Annotated in this window: 25 protein-coding genes; 13 read left to right on the top strand and 12 right to left on the bottom strand. The window is 37.6% G+C overall.

All coding sequences use genetic code 11. The annotated features are described in order from the left end of the window. Window positions 1-17 precede the first annotated feature (17 nt). Window positions 18-593 (bottom strand): hypothetical protein, encoded by a 576-nt coding sequence (locus tag M3182_RS01480; protein WP_251433880.1) that lies wholly within the window; start codon window positions 591-593, stop codon window positions 18-20. 145 nt (window positions 594-738) lie between these two features. Here M3182_RS01480 and M3182_RS01475 point away from each other — a divergent pair, with 145 nt between their 5' ends. Beyond that, a complete protein-coding gene (locus M3182_RS01475) occupies window positions 739-1284 on the top strand; it encodes an HD domain-containing protein (RefSeq protein WP_251433883.1) in 546 nt (181 codons plus the stop codon). Between the two features lie 291 nt (window positions 1285-1575). On the opposite strand, the gene M3182_RS01470 is transcribed toward M3182_RS01475, so the two are convergent. The 3 genes from M3182_RS01470 to M3182_RS01460 all read right to left on the bottom strand — a co-directional run bounded on the left by M3182_RS01470 (window position 1576) and on the right by M3182_RS01460 (window position 2947). Further along, on the bottom strand, window positions 1576-1755 hold the full coding sequence (locus M3182_RS01470; RefSeq protein WP_251433886.1) for an H-type small acid-soluble spore protein: 180 nt from the start codon (window positions 1753-1755) through the stop codon (window positions 1576-1578). 401 nt (window positions 1756-2156) lie between these two features. Continuing rightward, the gene (locus M3182_RS01465; protein ID WP_251433889.1) at window positions 2157-2591 is read right to left on the bottom strand and encodes a hypothetical protein; all 435 of its coding nucleotides are present in this window, start codon (window positions 2589-2591) and stop codon (window positions 2157-2159) included. A 5-nt stretch (window positions 2592-2596) separates the two neighbouring features. After that, window positions 2597-2947, bottom strand: a complete 351-nt coding sequence (locus M3182_RS01460; RefSeq protein WP_251433892.1) for an ASCH domain-containing protein — start codon at window positions 2945-2947, stop codon at window positions 2597-2599. Window positions 2948-3087: 140 nt separating this feature from the next. Here M3182_RS01460 and M3182_RS01455 point away from each other — a divergent pair, with 140 nt between their 5' ends. Beyond that, window positions 3088-3465, top strand: a complete 378-nt coding sequence (locus M3182_RS01455) for a PH domain-containing protein (RefSeq protein ID WP_251555892.1) — start codon at window positions 3088-3090, stop codon at window positions 3463-3465. Window positions 3466-3509: 44 nt separating this feature from the next. On the opposite strand, the gene M3182_RS01450 is transcribed toward M3182_RS01455, so the two are convergent. The 4 genes from M3182_RS01450 to M3182_RS01435 form a co-directional block, all read right to left on the bottom strand. After that, on the bottom strand, window positions 3510-3710 hold the full coding sequence (locus M3182_RS01450; RefSeq protein WP_251555891.1) for a hypothetical protein: 201 nt from the start codon (window positions 3708-3710) through the stop codon (window positions 3510-3512). A 693-nt stretch (window positions 3711-4403) separates the two neighbouring features. Then, window positions 4404-4700, bottom strand: coding sequence for a YetF domain-containing protein (locus M3182_RS01445; RefSeq protein WP_251555890.1), 297 nt, complete (start codon window positions 4698-4700; stop codon window positions 4404-4406). A gap of 233 nt (window positions 4701-4933) precedes the next feature. After that, a complete protein-coding gene (locus tag M3182_RS01440; RefSeq protein WP_251429241.1) occupies window positions 4934-5281 on the bottom strand; it encodes a spore coat protein in 348 nt (115 codons plus the stop codon). A gap of 22 nt (window positions 5282-5303) precedes the next feature. Then, window positions 5304-5576 carry a ferritin family protein gene (locus M3182_RS01435; RefSeq protein WP_251429243.1) on the bottom strand — a complete coding sequence of 91 codons (273 nt, stop codon included), beginning with the start codon at window positions 5574-5576 and terminating at the stop codon, window positions 5304-5306. 467 nt (window positions 5577-6043) lie between these two features. Between M3182_RS01435 and M3182_RS01430 the strand changes: the two genes are divergently transcribed. Then, the gene (locus M3182_RS01430) at window positions 6044-6421 is read left to right on the top strand and encodes a MazG nucleotide pyrophosphohydrolase domain-containing protein (protein WP_251429245.1); all 378 of its coding nucleotides are present in this window, start codon (window positions 6044-6046) and stop codon (window positions 6419-6421) included. Window positions 6422-6476: 55 nt separating this feature from the next. After that, on the top strand, window positions 6477-6908 hold the full coding sequence (locus tag M3182_RS01425; RefSeq protein WP_251555889.1) for a DMT family transporter: 432 nt from the start codon (window positions 6477-6479) through the stop codon (window positions 6906-6908). Between the two features lie 48 nt (window positions 6909-6956). Here the strand turns inward: M3182_RS01425 and M3182_RS01420 are convergent, their stop codons facing one another. Further along, window positions 6957-7133 (bottom strand): small, acid-soluble spore protein, H family, encoded by a 177-nt coding sequence (locus M3182_RS01420; RefSeq protein ID WP_251555888.1) that lies wholly within the window; start codon window positions 7131-7133, stop codon window positions 6957-6959. An 18-nt stretch (window positions 7134-7151) separates the two neighbouring features. Continuing rightward, window positions 7152-8534 carry an FAD-dependent oxidoreductase gene (locus M3182_RS01415; RefSeq protein ID WP_251555887.1) on the bottom strand — a complete coding sequence of 461 codons (1383 nt, stop codon included), beginning with the start codon at window positions 8532-8534 and terminating at the stop codon, window positions 7152-7154. Window positions 8535-8718: 184 nt separating this feature from the next. On the opposite strand from M3182_RS01415, the gene M3182_RS01410 reads away from it, so the two are divergent. From M3182_RS01410 to M3182_RS01385, 6 genes are all read left to right on the top strand, one after another. Continuing rightward, on the top strand, window positions 8719-9708 hold the full coding sequence (locus tag M3182_RS01410; protein ID WP_251429257.1) for a pyridoxal-phosphate dependent enzyme: 990 nt from the start codon (window positions 8719-8721) through the stop codon (window positions 9706-9708). Window positions 9709-9786: 78 nt separating this feature from the next. Next, entirely contained in the window at window positions 9787-11499 is a 1713-nt protein-coding gene (locus tag M3182_RS01405; protein WP_251429260.1) for a PucR family transcriptional regulator, read from the top strand. Between the two features lie 203 nt (window positions 11500-11702). Continuing rightward, window positions 11703-12935: a M24 family metallopeptidase gene (locus tag M3182_RS01400; RefSeq protein ID WP_251429263.1), complete on the top strand. Its 1233-nt coding sequence runs from the start codon at window positions 11703-11705 to the stop codon at window positions 12933-12935. A gap of 117 nt (window positions 12936-13052) precedes the next feature. Beyond that, window positions 13053-14237: a cystathionine gamma-synthase family protein gene (locus M3182_RS01395; protein WP_251555884.1), complete on the top strand. Its 1185-nt coding sequence runs from the start codon at window positions 13053-13055 to the stop codon at window positions 14235-14237. 39 nt (window positions 14238-14276) lie between these two features. Continuing rightward, window positions 14277-15491 (top strand): M20 metallopeptidase family protein, encoded by a 1215-nt coding sequence (locus tag M3182_RS01390; RefSeq protein WP_251555883.1) that lies wholly within the window; start codon window positions 14277-14279, stop codon window positions 15489-15491. Between the two features lie 22 nt (window positions 15492-15513). Next, entirely contained in the window at window positions 15514-16572 is a 1059-nt protein-coding gene (locus M3182_RS01385) for a homoserine dehydrogenase (RefSeq protein ID WP_251429272.1), read from the top strand. Between the two features lie 358 nt (window positions 16573-16930). Here M3182_RS01385 and M3182_RS01380 read toward each other — a convergent pair whose 3' ends face one another. Together M3182_RS01380 and M3182_RS01375 are read right to left on the bottom strand one after the other, a co-directional pair. After that, a complete protein-coding gene (locus M3182_RS01380; RefSeq protein WP_251429275.1) occupies window positions 16931-17236 on the bottom strand; it encodes a spore coat protein in 306 nt (101 codons plus the stop codon). Further along, window positions 17233-17439 (bottom strand): hypothetical protein, encoded by a 207-nt coding sequence (locus tag M3182_RS01375; RefSeq protein ID WP_251555880.1) that lies wholly within the window; start codon window positions 17437-17439, stop codon window positions 17233-17235. The genes M3182_RS01380 and M3182_RS01375 overlap by 4 nt, the downstream gene beginning before the upstream one ends. Window positions 17440-17584: 145 nt before the next feature. Between M3182_RS01375 and M3182_RS01370 the strand changes: the two genes are divergently transcribed. From M3182_RS01370 to M3182_RS01360, 3 genes are read left to right on the top strand one after another with little or no spacing between them, the layout of a single operon-like run. Further along, window positions 17585-17800 (top strand): spore coat protein, encoded by a 216-nt coding sequence (locus M3182_RS01370; RefSeq protein ID WP_251429281.1) that lies wholly within the window; start codon window positions 17585-17587, stop codon window positions 17798-17800. 14 nt (window positions 17801-17814) lie between these two features. Continuing rightward, on the top strand, window positions 17815-18174 hold the full coding sequence (locus M3182_RS01365; RefSeq protein WP_251429284.1) for a spore coat protein: 360 nt from the start codon (window positions 17815-17817) through the stop codon (window positions 18172-18174). 18 nt (window positions 18175-18192) lie between these two features. Next, complete coding sequence (locus M3182_RS01360) at window positions 18193-19332, top strand: zinc-dependent alcohol dehydrogenase (RefSeq protein ID WP_251429287.1); 1140 nt, start codon at window positions 18193-18195, stop codon at window positions 19330-19332. Window positions 19333-19450 lie beyond the last annotated feature (118 nt).

The raw sequence follows: 19450 nt of genomic DNA, 5'->3' as shown, positions 1-19450 counted from the left end.
CTCCAGGGTTTTCTGAATTAATTGTGACCACCAACAGCTATTGTTACACTTAAATCACCCTGATCATTTTTATTTAAAATAACAACAAAATTACCTGGTTCACCTTCGCGAAAGCTGTGTTTTGCGATGTGCTTTTTTAATGCGTTGCTATGGTAGTGTATCACCTCTTGAGTGGTATCTTTATTCACTCGTTTTAACTCAACCGCATCAGAAGGGATTCGGTCGGTTATAAAGGCCTCTAATTCATCCATCGTAGGATTATCTCCTGGTTTATATGCGAATTGATATTGGACATTTACCGCTCGATGACTCTCATAAGTAACAATCATAAATTCATTTTGATATCTAGCAATTTCCTGGTCACCGTAGTTTTCCCCATAAGCTTGTTCAAACTGCTCTCGGGTAGCACCTATCCCGATTTCTTTTGATATTTTTTTATCAGAATTTGGTTGATGTTGAGTTTTCGCTCTTATTTCTTCACGAGATGGATTATTTAAGTCTTCCATGATGACAATTTTCTTTTCATCTGCACTACATGCGGACAGGAAACTGAAAAGGATGAACATAATAGCTAGTGACAACATTCTTTTCATAATCAAAAACTTCCTTTCTTCAGATTGTTTCCTTAGCATTCCCTAAATGGGTAACAGGTATGATAACTGCTCTAGATGAGTTTTATGACTCTATAGTTCTGTTGAAGATAATATAATAAAGAAATTTAGAGGAAAGGTTGAGCATATGGAATTAATTGAGACAGCAATCCAAGTAGCTTCCGTCGCTCATGATGGACAATATCGGAAAAACACAAAAACACCTTACATAACACATCCTATTGCTGTTGGAATGATTCTGCTGAAAGCAGGATACGACGATGAGATAGTTGCAGCTGGGATACTCCATGATACTGTTGAAGATACATCGGTCACAATAAAAGAAATCAATCAATGGTTTGGAGGGAGAGTCGCAACAATAGTAGAAGGTTGTTCCGAGCCTGATAAAACACTAAGTTGGGAGACTCGAAAAGATCATACAATTCAGTTTTTAAAAACTGCTCCTGAAGACATCAGAATTGTTGCCTGTGCAGATAAGTTACATAATGTTCGATCCATCCTCCATGATTTATCTATCGAAGGAGAGGAAGTCTGGTCACGGTTTAAACGCGGAAAATCTGAACAGGAATGGTATTATCGAAACGTAGTCGAGAGCATCAGCTTTCAATCTGAATTTGATTTGCTTCATTTATTAAAAAAAGAAATATACCGTTTATTTGATGAGCGGGGCTAACCAGGTTAAGGACTTAAAAGAAGAGAGGCATTAATTTTGCAGCATGACTTCATTATTTCATTAAAAAAGGCTGTTTTCGTAAAGTTTGTTGTTAAAATCCTATAGCGTTTTTTAAAGCAAATTAAGCTTTTCTCTGTGTTACTACTTAGTTTGTAAGCTCTTTTCTCATTTTAATAAACGATCTTTGGAATGGAATCATAGCTAAGTTTCCTTTAAAGAAAGATAATGAAAAGAGAGAGGAAGGCACCGAGAAATTAGCTCGTCGACTTCCTTTTGTACAATGGGTTTACGTTATTCCTCAATTAAATCAGTGATTGGCACAGGCATAGGCTCGTCACGTGTATCTTTACCCGTAACAGTAGCCATTTGTGACGACTCATCTACTTTCTCAATCCACACAGGAACACCGTGATAGTGGACTGGAATTTCAGCACTAGAAGACAGGATTTGTTTAACACGATTTAAATCCATTTAATCACCTCGAATAGATATTAGGAAAGTACACTTACAGGATATCCTTTTTAGCGTATTCCTATTAAAACTATTAGAGTATAAGAACATGGGCTAATCCAATAGATAGATTTTTTAAAAAACACGGAATAGTAGAAACTCCATTTTCAAAAACTAAATTTCATGTCCGAAAATCTCTGACTTATAATAAGGCTGTTTAAGATTGCTGTTAAAATCATAACGACGGTACTCCATATTATTAGCTATTTCGTAATTTGAATTAACTTGACAGCGCTCTTCTCATAAATGAAGCTTTTTTGTATGGTTAAGCTATTTCGCATTGCAAGTAACAAAGTTAATAAAAGAGCCAATAATAAAGAATACCATCCCATATTTGTTGGGATGGTATCTTTATTTCCTTGTTACCAAAGCGTAGGTTTTACTACCATAAACCATAGCATAACCAATAACAAAATTAGGTAATTCCATAGCGTTCGATTTAGTTTTTTTGCCAGGTCATGTTTATTGACGGCGGCTTCTTCAAACCTTTTTAATGTGGGTGAAAACGCCCTAGCTAAAAAGAAAATAGACAAAAACATAATTACAAGAGTCATTAAAATCCAAGAGGTGTTCCAATTCCATGGACCTAACAGAACTAAAAGTACCCCTGAACCAACAAGTACATGACCCGAATGCTTTGTAAACAGAACAACTGAGCGAAAAGTATGTATGTAAGCTATAAGTGCTTCACCAGTTGCCTGTGGAAGTTTCTTGACAATTGGGAATAAGATAAAGAAAGGTCCAATTGAACCAATTGCACTTAATACATGGATGTATATGAGCAAACGGTAAGGCATATTATTTACTCATTAGCAGGACTGAATTCATGAACCCACACACGCATATTTGGTAACCAAGGCATGCCAGGATGATAAGATAAAATACTTTCCTTGTATTCTTCCACAGTATTAAAGCCTTCTCGACGTGCATCGTCATCTGTTAATTCGCCCAGAGATTGTGAATAGACATTTGTAATGATGAAATTCTTCCCTTCAAGTTCCATGATTTCTCCCACATCAGCATAACGTCCGTTTCGTCGCGTTGCGGTTTTCTTACCTGTAAGTACTTTTTGGATATCTGTAGGCATTGTAATAAGTCGATCGATCGTACAGGTTTTTGGTGGCAATTGATTATTAGAATTTTCGTTTGTCATTTTGATAGCTCCTTTGAATTAGTAAATATACCTTATTAATGTAACATATCTTGATCATTATAAATACTAAGTATTAAAAAAGGAAATAACGTTTTCATAAGGAATTTAAAATAGTGAAAACAATTTTAAGGAGGGAAAAAATGGGCTTATTAGATGGTTTAATGGGAAATGTTTCTGAAGTGGATGTTAAAGAGGTTGAGCGAGAGCTATCTTCGATTATAACCGAGAATGAGCGAGTTGAGAGAGCATATAAACTAATTCGAGATTTAATTGTGTTTACCGACAGAAGACTAATCCTCATCGATAAACAAGGAGTAACAGGGAAGAAAATTGAATATCACTCGGTCCCTTATAAAAGCATTACACATTTCAGTGTTGAAACAGCAGGGTCTTTTGAACTTGATGCTGAATTGAAAATTTGGATTTCAAGTATGGCACAACCAATAAGTAAGCAGTTTAAAAAAGACAAAAATATTTATGATGTTCAAAAGGCGTTGGCTACTTACGTTATTAAATAAAAGCCTATACTCGTAAATAATGTTGGTAAATCCTAAAGCCGATTTTAACGAAGAACAAGCCTGCTTATTCCGTCACTGATTGGCTTCATTTGATTCTCAACCTTTGGAAGTTCCGCAATTTTCACTGAGATTTCAGGCTTACTATCGATTTCTTCTTTAGCTCCTGAGGAATCTCTGTTTGGTGTTAAAACAAGGCCAGTCATAATAGCTAATGATACGTAAAAAACACTTGAAGCATTTTTCATATTTAAATTTTAGCTCCCATTTTTGATTAATTTCGCAGGGGCTTTGCTTTCGCATGTGAAAAAAAATGGTGCAAAACCAATTGATAACAGGATTTCGTTGGTAGGAATACAAACGAAAAGCCCTCTTATCCAACGCGATAACTCGCTTATTTATAACTACAACATACCAAGGAGTTGCCGCTCGTCTTGCTGCTGCGCCCGTTTAATCTTCCAAAAGTAAAGAAAGAACGAAGAGAATTTCCTCTTTTGCATATTAAAACGCCTTTGTGGCAAGCGTCTCAATCTTTAGAAATATAACAAAAATCAGTGTTAGAAGGGTTCCCATTTGGAATGGCGTTATCCTTGCTTGCCATCTTGATTATTGTAACCTTCTTTGTCACCGTTGTGGCGATCCCTCGACCCATCCGGGCACGATAGACCTTCTATCGTTACATTTTGGCCACACCCATTTTGTGTGTTCTTACTAAGCTGACTGGCTCTTTTCTCCTGATTTAAAGTTGCTGTCCAGTGAAAACACAGCAGCTAATCTTATCTCTATATATCTAAAAGCAACAAAGTTTGAGAAAAGAGCAAAAAAAAAGAAAAGAGGCTTGCTTAGGCGAGCTTCTTTTCCTTTAGAACAGAGTGGTAGGAGAAAAAACTAATAAAAGGGTTTATTTGAGTACGAGATCAAAATAGGGTTAATTCCGAGTCCTAATGTGCGCTATTTTTTGGTTGGTAAATATATAAGGAACCGTCTTGTTGGACTTCTGCATAAGTCACTTCCGAAACAGAACTAACGCCATTTTGATTCAACTGATGAAATAACCAGTTTTCATCTAGTTTTAACTTGGTTAAGTTAGTTCTATTAATGATTCCATTTGTAACAACTTCAGTAGGGACAGGATAATGAATCTTGTCAAAATGACTCATATCACAGTTTATAATCTGATCAGATTTTGGTTGAATTAGTGATTTTACCTTTTGAAAAAAAGTTTGTTGATGCCCCATTTTGCGTACCACCTTTATTAATTAATAAACGTTTATATTCAATCGATCATTTTTATTTATCAACTGTATTATAAGAACTTTTGTTAGATTTGCAAGCCTAGTTTTAATTGGAAACATTTCCAATTAACATAGTTAAAATAGTCGGTATTAAAATTTATGTAAACTGAATGAGCTTTAAACAGTTCAATGTATTGAAAAAGGCTAAGTAATACAACTTAGCCTTTTTCTTAGGTTTATTGATATGGAAACTGAGTAGAGTAGTTACTAAATTGTTGATAAGCTTGGTCAATTTTTTGTTGTTCTTCCGCTTCGAGTTTGTAAACACCATTCTTAAACATCAAATTAAAGAGAGTCCGACAACTTTCATGCGTCTCCTGAAGCATTTGAAGCATATCTTGATACAGCTGTTCATGACTTGCTTCACGTACTGCAATATTTAAGCTATCCGTTAAATATTTGCAGGTACTTAAGCCGTCATTAATAAAATCACGGTCATTCATTTCGGGGCCTTTAACCTGTGGTAGGTTGAGACCTTGAGGGTTTTTAATCATATTATTATTTTGCTGTTGTTGATTTTGCATATTATTTTTTCACCTCTTTTGTTTAATGCTGTTGATTTTGATTTGGTAAATTTGCCATGGCGGCGTTATTATTCACTTGGAGGTGCGATAGTAACCGTTGGTAATGGTTTTGATGCATTTGCCCAGCATTTTCAAGGGCTTGCTTCATTTCAGGATCTTGCACTTGCTCAGCGAGATGATGAAACTTTTTCAAAGCCAATAGTTCCCAAGACAGCGCATCTTTAAGATAGAGCATATCTTTTGTTGTGATTACTTGAGGGGGAGTCGGCATTTGTGCCTGTTGTGCATTATTCATAATTTCGCTCCTAACATTAATTTTTTCAAAGTTAGATTGAGCTAAAGGATGAACATTTATTCTTTTTTGGCTTTTTTCATAAAGATTGATGTAAAAAAAACCTAAAGCTGGTTTTAAACGGAATAAATATCATTTCATAAACTGAAATGATGTTTGCAAGCTCTTTTCTCTGAGTGAAGATTTTTATTTGTGTATTACTGTTCATTCAGTCTCACTTTTCTTCAAAAGCAACAAAGTTTAAGAAAAGAGACTTTTAATATGAAGTGAGTTTAAAGCTGCGTTGGCGGGTTTTCTATACTGAATAGTTCGTTTGTTTGTGGTAATATTTAACTTAAATGATATTTTCAAACGGGTTATGAACTCCCTTTTTTGATTAATCCGTTCATTATAAGACACAATGCAGACTAATGCTGAGAAATTTGTTCTAAACATAGTATAGTAAATTAAGGAAATGGATGGGGATGAACATGAAAGAGATACAGTCTTTCTCAAAACAATTCCAACAGGAAATGGGTTGGATAATTAATGAAGAAAGCTTTGAAAAAAGTAGGGCATCGCTTTTGAACAATTATATGTTGCTCTCAACTGAAATTGCTGAGGTAGCAGAAGAGATGCGAAGAATGTTTAATCTTACTTATCGCTCTATTCAAGATGGCGTTGAGGAAGGTGAGGCCTTTAGCCAAGCAAAAGCTAAGGTCAAGGAGGAAATCGGAAAAGAATTGGCAGATTGTATGGCTTACCTTATGAAGTTCTATAACTACTTTGATTTAGATGCAGAAGAAACCTTCTATCAGAAAATGGATGAAGTGAAAAATCGTACAAATAAAGATGTAACCAAAAAATAGGTAGGTGCCAGGCACCATCCAGAAAATGGTTGTGGCTAGTTAGGGGATGGATTCTGTGAATATAGTTTATTCATTGTTGGCTTTAGTTGGTGGGATCGCAATTGGGATCCAAGCGGTTGTCAATGGTGGTTTAGGGAAAAAGGTCGGAACAATGGAAGCCTCGTTTATTTCATTTTTTATAGGGACGGCTGCCTTATTTTTTACCGTTCTATTCTTTGGGAAAGGGAACATACTGGCAATTTCAGAAGTCCCAAAAATGAACTTAATTGGTGGTTTATTAGGTGCTTTCTATGTGTTTGTTATGGTCCTAGTAACGCCAAAGATTGGTGTGGTAGCAACTTTGATGACCGTCATTGTTGGCCAACTTCTAATTGGCTCTATCATTGATCACTTTGGACTTTTTGGTGGGGAAAGATTTGCTTTTGAACCTACCAAACTATTTGCATTGCTATTGATGCTAATTGGAGTCTTCTTGTTTAATAAGTGAGAAAAGGCTAGTTCACCTCAGTATAATTGAGAGTGAATCTAGCCTTTTTTATTCTTCAATTTCATCAAAAGGGATAAGCCTGCTTGTATCATGGGCTCCACGCTCAGAACCTTTTGCCAAACCTGAACTTTCGTCAATGCTATCAATCCAGATCGGTATGCCGTGATAGTGGAGCAAAATTTCATCCTTCGAAGCGACAATTTCCTTTAGTCGGTTTACATTCATAAAATCACCTCGAAGTTATTATGACCGAATCACTTTTTCTTTATCAAGGTTGTGACGAGGTGTCACGGTCTTAAATAGAATGGATTTTATCATCTTCGGTGCAAAAAGAGTTGCAGGATGTGCCTTAAGATGCAAAACGTTCATGAACTTTTCGTAAACGATTTGATTATCTGAGCATGCTAACATGACTCTTTTTATATAGCCTTGTAAAAATGATAATCCGAAAAATCTATTTCCAGTAGTATGAGGAAACCTAAAATCCTCAATCGAAGCGATTAACCAGGGAATGCTTAAAACACGTTGGAATTCCTGATGTGCTTTTTTGCTAATAGCCTCTAGACTTTGATGTTTTGTTGCTTGTTTCAATACTTTCTCTAGCTGCTTAGCCTCTAAAGCTGACAGGCTCATCCCTTGGGCAAATACTGGATCAATTCGACAAAGCGCATCCCCAATAACAATTAGTCCATTGGGGAGATTTTCCATCTTTTCATAACGGAATCTCCTCATTTTTGGGAAACGATAAATGTTTACTTCGGAAGCAGGTTTGCCATCAATAATTGCTCCAAAAAACGAAGGATGGTCTAGGATTGCCGCATGTTCTAAAAACTCTTTATCCGTCTTGGGAGGACTATCGAGTCCATATCCAAATAAGGTGACCATCCACTTGTTTGCTTCAATTTGGTACATACCTCCGCCTCTTATCTGATGTGGAGGATTCGGATAAACAAGCAGACCTTTCCAATCCCTGTCTTCGGGAGATAAGTGTTCGTAAGCCCTGCTTGCATAACAGAGGTTTACTTGTATCTCATCAATTGGTGGTGTAGCGATGCCGTTTTTTTTAAGCCATTGAGTAGTAAATGTTGCTGCACCTGAGGCATCAATTACTAGATTGGCGTCAATTTCCTCCACTTTGCCTTCTTCCGTCTGATACTCAATTCCCGCGATACTTGTCTTTTTTGCGTCAAGAACAAGTCGAAGGGGTTTTGCACCATAAATAGAATGAACAGTAGAAATATGCTGAAGTCGTTTCTGAATGTGATACTCCAAAAAAGGTCGACTTTGCTGAATGGTCATTAGTTGTGAATGCGATCTTATTTTCCAACTACCATGATGGAACCAAGCAAGGTCACGTGAAAAATTGGCCGATACTGCCCCAGAATCTTGAAGTTCATCGATGATACCTGGGAAAAATTCTTCTAATATTTCCTCACCGCTTTTTAATAAAGCATGACCATGTAAACCCTGGGGAACGCCAGACCGATTTTGGGGTTGGTCTTGTTTATGGTCCTTTTCTATTATCATTACTTCCTCGAAATAATCGGCGAGAACTCTAGCTGAAAGTTTTCCAGCGACACCTCCACCGATAACAATGGCTCTTGAGCTAAGTTTTTCTGTAGGCATTTCTTTCCCTCACTTCTAAACACAATAACTATTAGTATATCAAGATGATTTTGTAGAAACCATCGTTTTTTAGGAAGATTCTAGCCCCTCGTTAGTTTTTTGATACCAAACATAAAATTCATACTATATGCTGTTTGACAGTATATATGAATTATCTGAAGCCTTTTTAAGGAGGAACTTACTCATGGATGCTTCAAACATTAGGGAAAATGTAACAATCCGAGATGTTTATGAAGCGAGACAACGAATTTCCTCAATGGTAAACAAAACACCTTTAGTACACTCTATAGGATTATCTGAAAATATTGGACGTAATGTCTATTTAAAATTAGAGAACGTTCATGACATAGGAGCATTTAAAGTAAGAGGAGCAGCAAATAAGATATTAAGTTTAAGTAATAGTCAGAAAAAGAAAGGGATTTCTACCTTTTCAACCGGCAACCATGGGCTGGCCGTTACTTATGTTGCTAAAAAGTTAGGGATTAATGTTGTTGTTTGTGTATCTAACAATGTTCCAAAGGTTAAACTTGAATTTTTAAGAAAACTTGGAGCTCAAATAGAGATGCATGGTGAGAGTCAAGACGAAGCGAGTGAACGGTGTCTCCAACTTGAAAAACAATTAGGACTGACAGCAATCCCGCCATTTGATGGCCCACATATCATTGCAGGTCATGGAACAATCGGACTTGGTCTAATAGAGGAAATACCGGATCTAATAGATGTCCTTATTCCATTATCAGGAGGCGGGCTATTATCGGGGATTGGATTAACATTAAAATCAATTGATACAGATGTTAATGTAATCGGAACAACTATAAACCACTCAGCTGTTATGTATGAAAGCTTAAAGCAAGGTCATCCAGTGAAATTACCAGAAGGACAAACGTTAGCCGACAGTTTACTAGGTGGTATCGGTCTTAATAATCAATATACATTTAGGTTGGTAAAGTCTAATATTGATAACATTTTCACTATTTCTGAAAATGAGATTGCAGATAGTATGGTCTATATGTTAAAAGAACATCGAATGCTCATAGAAGGAGCGGCAGCGACCAGTATCGCACCAGTCCTTAATAATAGAATCCCTTACCGTAAGGGAAGTGTAGTCGCCATCATCAGAGGGAATAATGTCGATTTATCCGTTATTCAACAACTATTAAAAATAAATACTTGAAAAGACCCCAAGACCATTTTGTTAACTCTGTAGCGAAACGTTAAACACAAAATTACTTAGGTCAAGGGGGTTTTGTTTATGAAATTGACCATTGCTGAAATATGGAATATGGAAGTTATGCAAGGTGCCGTTGTTCGCTCTGGCCAATGTCAAATGGAGGAACGTTATGTACAATGGATTTCTGTAATTGAAATGCCTGTAGAAAATTTTGTTCGCAAAAATGAACTTGTTTTAAGTACTGGTATTGGTTGTGGAAAAGAGGTTCAAACTTTCAAGAGTTTTGTGAAGGATATCATAAAATCAGGAGCTTCTGCCCTTATGATTGCTTTGGGACGCCATGTATATGATATTCCAAAAGAAGTAATAAAACTTGCCGAAAAGGAGCAATTCATTATTATTGAATTACCTTGGGAAATTCGATTTGCCAATATTATTGCCGAGGTTATGAGGGACTTGAATAATCGTCAACAGTGGAATCGTGAAAAATCAGAGAAAGTTCAACAGCATCTTTTAAAATTAATTCTCCAAGAAAAGGATTTAAATAGTATTTTAAACTATATTGAAAAACAAATCGGATTTCCATTGATATTAACGGACCATACGGGGATGATTCAAGAGCTACACCAACAAAGTCATCAAATAACAAAAAATTGGAACCAATACGTAATGAAGGGGCTTATTCCGGTGGTAGATGATTCAGCTTTATTACCACATGATCCGTTGTTTCATAAAGTTCAGTCAGTTCGCTTCGATGGTTACAATGTATTGCAGCTCCCAATTATACAAGTGGCCAGTGACGTACAAGGATTTTTATATGTGTTATTACCTCCAGAAATGGAAATCGAAACTTATGTTTCCTCTTTTGTTGGAACTGTTTTAGAACATGCTACTACAACGATTGCTTTATGGTTATCACGAAAGAATGCGATTGAAACAACAAAAATAAGATTACGTAGTGACTTTGTTCAAGAACTTGCACACGGTAATATTCATTCATCGGAGCAAGCGCATTCGCGTGCGAGATTATTGGGATATAACATAAAATTACCCTATTTATGTATTGTTGGCCTTCCTGAAAATTTACAGAACCTGTTCGAAAAATCGAAGAGATTGACCGATTCGTATGAAAGCTGGTTTGAGAATATGATCCGCTATATTGAGGAGGAAATTTACTATTCAGCACAATCGTTAAAACGGGAAGTGATGCTGACCTATCAAGAAGAAATAATCGTATTGTTTCTTGAGACCATACCTGGAGATAGAGGGAATCATCCTACTGCTTTTTTAGATCTTATTGAGCGTCGTCTTCGCAACTTGCTTCCAGATGTTGTGTTATCATGGGGAGTTGGAGATTATTATCAAAACCTACAAGGATTTAAGCTAAGTTATGATCACGCGAAATTAGCGCTAAGTCTAGGGAGGCGCAAAAATGGTCCTGGGCGTCGGACATTTCATGAACACACAAAGATGGATCGAATTCTATTAACTATTTCTAAAAATGAAGAAATGAAAGAGGTAATTTACACTACCGTTAAACCACTTCTTTTGTATGATCAGCAGCGAAACATGGACTTGATTGGAACCATAAGTATGTATCATGCATGTCATGGCAATGTCAGCCAAACAGCAAGAGCTTTAAATTTACACCGACAATCGTTGCTTTATCGATTGAGAAAAATTGAGTCTTTAACAGGGCTATCTCTCCTCGATCCTGAAGAGGTTTTTCTTCTAGAATTATGCATAAAGATATGGAAACTTGGAAGTTATATCGAAAATTCGGACCAAAAATAATAAGGCAATCATCGAAAACGATTTCTTTTTGCTTAAAAAGAAGTCGTTTTTTTGTGCAGGTTAAGGGCTTTAATCTTATTTCGATACTTTGAAAGAAAAAACAACAAAATTTTCATACATTTTGACAGATGACCATTTCTTGCCTGTTTCACTAATATAAGGGTATAACCAAATGTAATGGAGAAGGCAGGGGGAGTGTTCCTATGAATTTTGGCACAGAGGAGTATAAAGAAAGGATTCGAAAAACAAAAGAAAGTATGGCGAAAAAAGGAATAGAGGTATTGCTAATAACTGACCCAGCCAATATTAATTATTTATCAGGTTATGACGCTTGGTCGTTTTACGTTCACCAAATGCTGGTTGTTATTGATGATGAGGATCAACCATTCTGGATTGGTCGGAATCAAGATGCAAATGGTGCAAGAATGACAACTTGGCTATTCCATGAAAACATTTTTCCATATCCGGACGAATATGTGCAATCGACGACACTCCATCCAATGAAATATGTTGCTGAAATATTAAAACAGATTGGTCAAGATAAACGAACGATTGGTGTTGAGATGGAAAATTACTATTTTACAGCAAGATGTTACGAAGCATTAAAGTGCGGATTACCAAATGCCACAATTAGCGATGGCTCTCTCCTTGTCAACTGGCTCCGCCTTATTAAATCTGATGTCGAGATAGAAATGATAAAGCGCGCCGCCAAAATTAGTGAAATTGCGATGACAAAAGCTCTTGAAATGGTTGACGTCGGTGTTCGTGAGTGTGATGTCGCCGCAGAGATATTTAGGTCACAAATTCGGGGGACAAATGAATTTGGCGGTGATTACCCTGCGATTGTCCCTCTACTTCCTTCTGGAGAGCGTTCAGCTACACCTCATTTAACTTGGACAGATGATCCATATGAGTCTGGAGATATTGTGACAATTGAGCTCGCTGGCTGCTATAAGCGTTATCATTCGCCACTTGCGAGAACCATTAGCCTTGGAAAGCCAGCTGACAAGATCCAGATTTTATCAGATGTAGTAGTGGAAGGCTTAAATGCCTGCCTTGAGATGATAAAACCAGGGATCGCTTCTGAAGAAATTGAGTCCACTTTTAAGCAAACCATAAGTAAATTTGGACTCACTAAAGACTCAAGACTAGGTTATTCAATGGGCTTAAACTACCCACCTGATTGGGGAGAACACACAGTTAGCATTAGGAGTGGAGATAAAACGATACTAAAACCGAATATGACATTCCATTTGATTCCGGGAATATGGCTTGATGATTATGGTTTTGAAGCGAGTGAATCGATTCGAATAACGGAAAACGGGTGTGAAACTTTCGCGTCACTGCCTAGACAATTATTTGTAAAAGAGCAATTTCTACCATTGATAAATAGCAATGATTTCCCATCCGACATCGGTGAAATTGAAGAAGTGTAGGGTGTTGGTTAATCGAAGATTGGCTTGAGGATTGTTACAGCTATAAAAGAAGTTTAAAAAGGTGATAGAAGCAAAATCTCGGGGGTTATTGTTCGGAAAATATTGAGGAGGGATCTTGTGGAAAATGCAAAACTTGGTACAAAGGCAGTATGGGCAGGGGAAAAGGATTATTTAGTTCACGGTGCAACACAGGTTCCGGTCGTTCTTAGCGTCGCTTATGGATATGATGATTTAGAACAATGGTATGAGGTTGCGACTGGAAAAATAGATGGTCATATTTATGGACGAAATACGAACCCTACTGTCCAGTCTTTTGAGGATAAAGTGAAAATTTTAGAAGGTGCAGAAGCGGCTACTAGTTTTTCAACAGGAATGGCTGCCATCAGTAATACTTTTGCAACTTTTTTAGTTCCAGGAGATCGGATCGTTTCTATAAAAGATACGTATGGCGGGACTAACAAAATTTTTACTGAATTCTTGCCTAGGCAACAAATTGAGGTCATCTTGTGTGAAACAGGAAACCATGAACAAATGGAAGCCGAGGTACTGAAGGGATGCAAAATTTTATATTTGGAAACTCCTACAAACCCGACAGTTAAGATTACAGATATTGAGCGAATGGCAAAGGCAGGAAAAGCGGTAGGTGCATTGGTAATCGTTGATAACACGTTTGCAACACCAATTAATCAAACACCATTGAGCTTAGGAGTAGATTTAGTGATCCATAGTGCTACAAAGTTCCTTGGCGGACATGCGGATGCTTTGGGCGGCATTGTATGTGGAAAGAAAGAATTGGTTGAACAAATTTTTCATTATCGTGAAATTAATGGAGCAACAATGGACCCAATGGCAGCCTATTTAATGCTTCGTGGAATGAAAACACTTCATTTGCGAGTATGTCAACAAAGCAAAAATGCTATAGCATTAGCAAACTACTTAAAAACAGAAGACTTAGTAGAAGGTGTCTATTATCCAGGGCTTGAGGAGCACCCCAACCATCACATCGCCAAAAAACAAATGAAAGGATATGGAGGGATGCTTAGCTTTAGTGTTAAAGGTGGAATGAACATGGTTAAAGAGTTATTGCCCCGATTACAATTTGCCAACCGAGCTGCAAATCTCGGGGCGGTCGAGACAACCGTAGGGCCAGCTCGTACAACAAGTCACATTGAATGCACTCCTGAAGAAAGAGCAGCGATGGGGATACCTGAAGGGCTCATTCGTGTTTCGTGTGGAATTGAAGAGATTGATGATCTAATTGCTGATTTCAAACAGGCTTTTGCATATGTAAACAGAGGATAAAAAGTTAAGGGGAAATCAGAATTTGATAGGGAAGGGAAAATGCGACAAATGACTCAACCAATTTCAGTAACGGAACAGGTTCATCTTTTAACTAGCCACCTAATAAAATGGCGGCGACACTTACATCAATATCCCGAACTCAGTTTTAAAGAATTCGAGACATCTAGGTTTGTTCAAAACACGTTAAAGAACTTAGAAGGAATGAAAGTGGAAGCAGGTATTGGTGTCGAGACAAGTGTTGTCGGAACATTGTCGCGTGGAGATGGGCCATGTATCGCGCTCCGTGCAGACATGGATGCTTTACCAATTAAAGAGGAAAATGACTGTGATTATTGTTCAAAAAAAAGTGGAGTGATGCATGCTTGTGGCCATGATGCCCATACTGCGATTTTATTGGGGGTTGCAACAGTTTTAACAAATATCTTTCAAGCTAATGAGCTATCCGGTACTGTAAAATTGATCTTTCAACCTGCAGAAGAAAGCCCGGATGAAAATGGACTATCTGGGTCACCTTATCTTCTTCAGAATGGTGTTTATGATGATGTCGACATGGCTGTTGCGCTGCATATGTGTCCTTGGTTACCTGCTGGTGAAGTTCAAATAAATGATGGTTATAGTATGGCAAATGTTGATGTTTTTGAAGGTGTAATTTATGGAACAGGAGGTCATGGAGCTTATCCTGAAAAAGGAACGGATCCAATCTGGATGGTCGGTCCCGTACTGCAAGCTGTTTATGGAATTGTATCTCGTCGATTAGAAGCTCTTGAGTCGGGTGTAATTAGCATCGGCAAAATACATGCTGGTTCTGCAAGTAATATTATTCCTACAGAAGTAATCATTGAGGGCACGATTAGAAGTTATACACCAGAAGTTCGCAAACTTCTGGCCTTCGAACTTCAGAGAGCATTCTCGCTGGTAGTAAATTTGGGAGGGAACTGCACATTAAACATTAAAAGAGGAGAACCTGCTCTATACAATTGTCCTAGAGTGAATGAATTGATTAACAATGCGATTTTACAACAAAATCCCGAGGCGAAAGTTACAAATGGGTGCTTTGGGATGGGCGGCGAAGATTTCGGGTACGTTTCTCAACAGCTACCGAGTTCAATGTTTTTTTTAGGTTGTTGTAAAAATGATGAAATTAAGCGTGAATTGCATACGCCGATTTTTGATATCGATGAATCCTGTTTACCTTTAGGGACAGGTATATTGGTGCAAACGGTCATTGAGTTCCTAACAGGGGAGGCAAAATAATAAATACATTGGGGGTGTGAAAGTGACTCACAAATTAGCCTTAATTGGTTTTGGAAATGTTGGTCAAGGGTTCGCCGAGATTCTCCGTGACAAAAAAGAGTTTCTCTATGAAACAGAAGAATTAACAACAAAAATTGTTGCAATTGCTGACATAAATAAAGGCTCAATTTATCATCCAGATGGACTTGATATTTCTACTGTCCTAGACGTATTAGAGGGAACGGGAACTATAGAAAATTACCCAGCATGTGAGGGGTTAATGACCGGTTGGAATAGTTTAAAGACAATTCAGGAAACGAATGCGGATACGATTATTGAAGTTTCATTTACAGATGTGAACACGGGGCAACCAGCGATCGATTATTGTAAAGCGGCATTTAATTCTGGAAAGAATGTCGTGATGACAAATAAAGGTCCCGTTGCTCTTGCCTTTAAAGAACTAATGGAGCTAGCAAGGCGAAAAGGAGTCTATTGGGGCTTTGAAGGTACCGTGATGAGTGGGACACCCGCGTTAAGGATGCCCGTAACCACTCTGGCTGGGAATGAAATCACAGAAATACGTGGTATTTTAAATGGAACGACAAATTATATCTTAACGAAGATGGAAGAAGATGGAATCTCATTTAAAGAAGCTCTTAAACAAGCGCAGGAGCTAGGATATGCAGAGGCTGACCCGACAAACGATATTGAAGGATATGATGCTCGCTACAAGATTGTGATTTTAGCAAACTATTTAATGGGTGCAAATCTAAATGTAAAAGATGTTATTTGCAAGGGAATTACCAATCTTACTTTGAAAGAAATCGAGACAGCGAAAATGGAAAGGAAACGGTGGAAGCTCTTAGCGAAGGCAACCAAGCGTGGTGAACAAATATGTGCTTCCATCGCTCCGGAAAAAGTAGAGTTGCTTGACCCCTTAGCTTCAATTAGTGGAGCAGTAAATGCGGTAACATATGAATGTGATTTATTAGGACCTGTGACCCTTAGTGGGGCAGGTGCAGGGAAAAGGGAAACAGGATTCTCTTTATTAATTGATTTAATCAGCATTCACCGGCAAACATTGTCTAACCATAACAGATAAAAGGGTGAGTGCAGGGGTTACTAGAAGAAAAAAAATTTTCTGGAAAATGGGTAGGTCGGCAACAATCTTTCGAGGTAAGAGACCCACAGGATGATAGTCTTATCGATACCGTGCCTGCTAAGAACAAAAGAAGATCTGCATTTTTGAATTGAAGAAGCGAAAAAGGAGGCAAAGATAGCTGTTACAATACCTGTTCATGAGCGAATGTCAGCAGAATATTTTTAAAGAAATTAAATTTATTTGCACATAAAGTGGGAACAGCGATTGCGGCAGGTAATGCAATTATTGTTAAATTCAAAAAAGCTCCTTTTTTACGGAAAGGAGCTTTTGATCGTTTGAAAAATACTTTCTAAATCACCTATTTCATCTTTTTTTCTAAGTTTAAAGCTGTATCTGATGCAGTAAGGTCCACATTGAGTTGCTCACTTAACGAATGAGGGTGGTAATAACCCTTTTCAATCATGTAATTAGTCATTTTCTCATGTGTGTCAATTGCAGCACGTAATTGTTCTCGAAGAGCAGCACGTAATTCTGGAGTAGCAGTTTCTGTTAGTGCAGCAGAATAGTCTTTTATGGAAGATTTTGTAGAAATTAAAAAATCTGTCGCAATGACTTGATCCGTCAAGCCACCCATACCCATTAAACTTTGAATCAATTGGTTCATAGGGTCTCCTCCCGATTAGTGATAAATTTTTGCAATTGGTGGATATGGTTTGAACATGCAGTCGAATCTTCTTCAAGAATTCCTTTTAATGCAGGGTCTTGTACGAGTTTACTCATGGTTGTAGTCTTCGTTAAGCTTAAGTGCTTAAATGTTAATATCTCATGGACATCGATCGTCTCATGCAGGCCTAAATATTTGGTCACGAAAATTCACTCCAAGATCTTTTTGTCTAATATCTTGCTTTTAAAAATCTGGTTTATACAGAAGTGTGGATGTAAGAATATCCCATAACATGCCTTGAGTAGATTGGGGGAGAATATTATTGTTGATATAAAAGGCGGAGGTGTAATGATGCAACAAGAAGAAACTTTAGCTCTACATGAAACATTAGAAACTCATGAGATTCTAAATTTCAAAACCGTCTGCTTGCTTCGTTCAAAACTGATGCAAGGACTATGTTTTGATAATGAATTGAAGCAATTAATGGAAAAAGATGTGCAACAATCCATTCAAGCGATTAAGGAAATAACTGCTTATTATAACCAAAATGAACTATTACACTAGTTAGAGGTGAGGTAATGCAAGACTATTTAGATCCAAGGAATGCTGAGGGAATGCCTAACTTAGCAGACTCTGCATTTGCGATGGATTTTTTATTATCAGTTAAAAATGGCATCCGCAACTATGGTTTTGCGATAACTGAAACAGCTAGTCCTGAATTAAGAAAAATATTAACGAGTCAAATGGAAAGAGCATTAGATCTACATGCAGAAATAGCGGACTTTATGATTAAAAAAGGCTGGCTAAACCCTAAAGATTTTAAAACTCAATACGAAGTGGATTTAAAAGCGGCTGAAACAGCTGTTCAAATAGCTGAAATGAATTTATTTCCAATAGATACTGACCGAAGAGGAATGTTTGCTACGCCAGATCAATAAAAAAGGAGGGATATTTTTATGAAAGCTGTCACCTATCAAGGGATAAAAAATATTGAGGTAAGAGAAGTGAAGACACCAGATATTGAGAATCCCGATGATATTATAGTAAAAGTAACAACTTCGGCTATTTGTGGTTCTGACTTACATTTGATCCATGGAATGATCCCAAACTCACCAACGGATTTTGTTATCGGCCATGAGCCGCTGGGGATTGTCGAAGAAGTGGGTCCTGAAGTGACAAAAGTTAAAAAGGGAGACCGGGTCATAATCCCGTTCCAACCGGCTTGTGGGCAATGTTGGTATTGTAATCATGATTTGACCAGTCAATGTGATAATTCTAACCCTCACGGAGAGATGGGAGGTTTCTTTGGTTACTCGGAGTTAACCGGGGGACTTGCTGGTGGACAGGCGGAGTATTTACGAGTTCCTTTTGGAAATTTTACTCCTTTTAAGATACCTGATAATTGTGAGATAGAAGATGAAAAACTAGTGCTTCTTGCAGACGCAGCTGGAACAGCTTACTGGAGTGTCGATCATGCTGGCGTAAAAAATGGTGACACAGTGGTCATTTTAGGTTGTGGCCCTGTAGGTTTACTTGCACAAAAATTTGCTTGGTTAAAAGGAGCAAAACGTGTCATTGCTGTAGACTATATTGATTATCGTTTAAAACATGCAAAGCGGACAAATAAGGTTGAAACCATCAATTTTGAACAACATCAAAATACGGGTGAATATATTAAAGAACTGACTAAGGGTGGAGCGGATGTTGTCATTGACGCAGTCGGGATGGACGGGAAATTTACTCCTATGGAGTTCCTAGCGACTGGTTTAAAATTACAAGGTGGCTCGATGGGGGCGCTAGTTATTGCAAGTCAAGCTGTACGCAAAGGTGGAACGATCCAAGTCACAGGTGTGTACGGTGGAAGATATAATGCGTTCCCATTGGGTGATATTTTTCAACGAAATGTAGATATAAAAACAGGACAGGCACCTGTCATTCCGTATATGCCATACCTATATGAGTTGGCAAATCAAGGAAAAGTGGATATGGGGGATATTATTACACATGTATTGCCTCTTGAGCAAGCAAAGCATGGCTATGAAGTGTTTGATACTAAAACTGAAGATTGTATAAAGGTTGTATTAAAGCCCCATTAACGAGGACCGTTTTATAGCTTTTTGTAACTCAGACTTTGCCTTGGGTCCACGGACCTTGAAAATTTTTGTTTGAAAGATTTATACATCTCCTTAATCTTATTGATTGCCCAAACGAATC

This window comes from Mesobacillus maritimus (genome assembly GCF_023715205.1).
In the GTDB taxonomy this organism is placed as follows: Bacteria; Bacillota; Bacilli; order Bacillales; family Cytobacillaceae; genus Mesobacillus_B; species Mesobacillus_B maritimus_C.
Note: the sequence above shows the minus strand (reverse complement) of the source record. Positions and strands in the feature narration are given on the sequence as shown.

Excerpts from the sequence above, each read along its gene's own strand:
- M3182_RS01480 (WP_251433880.1), bottom strand. The coding sequence starts at position 593 with ATGAAAAGAATGTTGTCACTAGCTATTATGTTCATCCTTTTCAGTTTC.
- M3182_RS01475 (WP_251433883.1), top strand. The coding sequence starts at position 739 with ATGGAATTAATTGAGACAGCAATCCAAGTAGCTTCCGTCGCTCATGAT.
- M3182_RS01470 (WP_251433886.1), bottom strand. The coding sequence starts at position 1,755 with ATGGATTTAAATCGTGTTAAACAAATCCTGTCTTCTAGTGCTGAAATT.
- M3182_RS01465 (WP_251433889.1), bottom strand. The coding sequence starts at position 2,591 with ATGCCTTACCGTTTGCTCATATACATCCATGTATTAAGTGCAATTGGT.
- M3182_RS01460 (WP_251433892.1), bottom strand. The coding sequence starts at position 2,947 with ATGACAAACGAAAATTCTAATAATCAATTGCCACCAAAAACCTGTACG.
- M3182_RS01455 (WP_251555892.1), top strand. The coding sequence starts at position 3,088 with ATGGGCTTATTAGATGGTTTAATGGGAAATGTTTCTGAAGTGGATGTT.
- M3182_RS01450 (WP_251555891.1), bottom strand. The coding sequence starts at position 3,710 with ATGAAAAATGCTTCAAGTGTTTTTTACGTATCATTAGCTATTATGACT.
- M3182_RS01445 (WP_251555890.1), bottom strand. The coding sequence starts at position 4,700 with ATGGGGCATCAACAAACTTTTTTTCAAAAGGTAAAATCACTAATTCAA.
- M3182_RS01440 (WP_251429241.1), bottom strand. The coding sequence starts at position 5,281 with ATGCAAAATCAACAACAGCAAAATAATAATATGATTAAAAACCCTCAA.
- M3182_RS01435 (WP_251429243.1), bottom strand. The coding sequence starts at position 5,576 with ATGAATAATGCACAACAGGCACAAATGCCGACTCCCCCTCAAGTAATC.
- M3182_RS01430 (WP_251429245.1), top strand. The coding sequence starts at position 6,044 with ATGAAAGAGATACAGTCTTTCTCAAAACAATTCCAACAGGAAATGGGT.
- M3182_RS01420 (WP_251555888.1), bottom strand. The coding sequence starts at position 7,133 with ATGAATGTAAACCGACTAAAGGAAATTGTCGCTTCGAAGGATGAAATT.
- M3182_RS01415 (WP_251555887.1), bottom strand. The coding sequence starts at position 8,534 with ATGCCTACAGAAAAACTTAGCTCAAGAGCCATTGTTATCGGTGGAGGT.
- M3182_RS01410 (WP_251429257.1), top strand. The coding sequence starts at position 8,719 with ATGGATGCTTCAAACATTAGGGAAAATGTAACAATCCGAGATGTTTAT.
- M3182_RS01405 (WP_251429260.1), top strand. The coding sequence starts at position 9,787 with ATGAAATTGACCATTGCTGAAATATGGAATATGGAAGTTATGCAAGGT.
- M3182_RS01400 (WP_251429263.1), top strand. The coding sequence starts at position 11,703 with ATGAATTTTGGCACAGAGGAGTATAAAGAAAGGATTCGAAAAACAAAA.
- M3182_RS01390 (WP_251555883.1), top strand. The coding sequence starts at position 14,277 with ATGCGACAAATGACTCAACCAATTTCAGTAACGGAACAGGTTCATCTT.
- M3182_RS01380 (WP_251429275.1), bottom strand. The coding sequence starts at position 17,236 with ATGAACCAATTGATTCAAAGTTTAATGGGTATGGGTGGCTTGACGGAT.
- M3182_RS01370 (WP_251429281.1), top strand. The coding sequence starts at position 17,585 with ATGATGCAACAAGAAGAAACTTTAGCTCTACATGAAACATTAGAAACT.
- M3182_RS01365 (WP_251429284.1), top strand. The coding sequence starts at position 17,815 with ATGCAAGACTATTTAGATCCAAGGAATGCTGAGGGAATGCCTAACTTA.
- M3182_RS01360 (WP_251429287.1), top strand. The coding sequence starts at position 18,193 with ATGAAAGCTGTCACCTATCAAGGGATAAAAAATATTGAGGTAAGAGAA.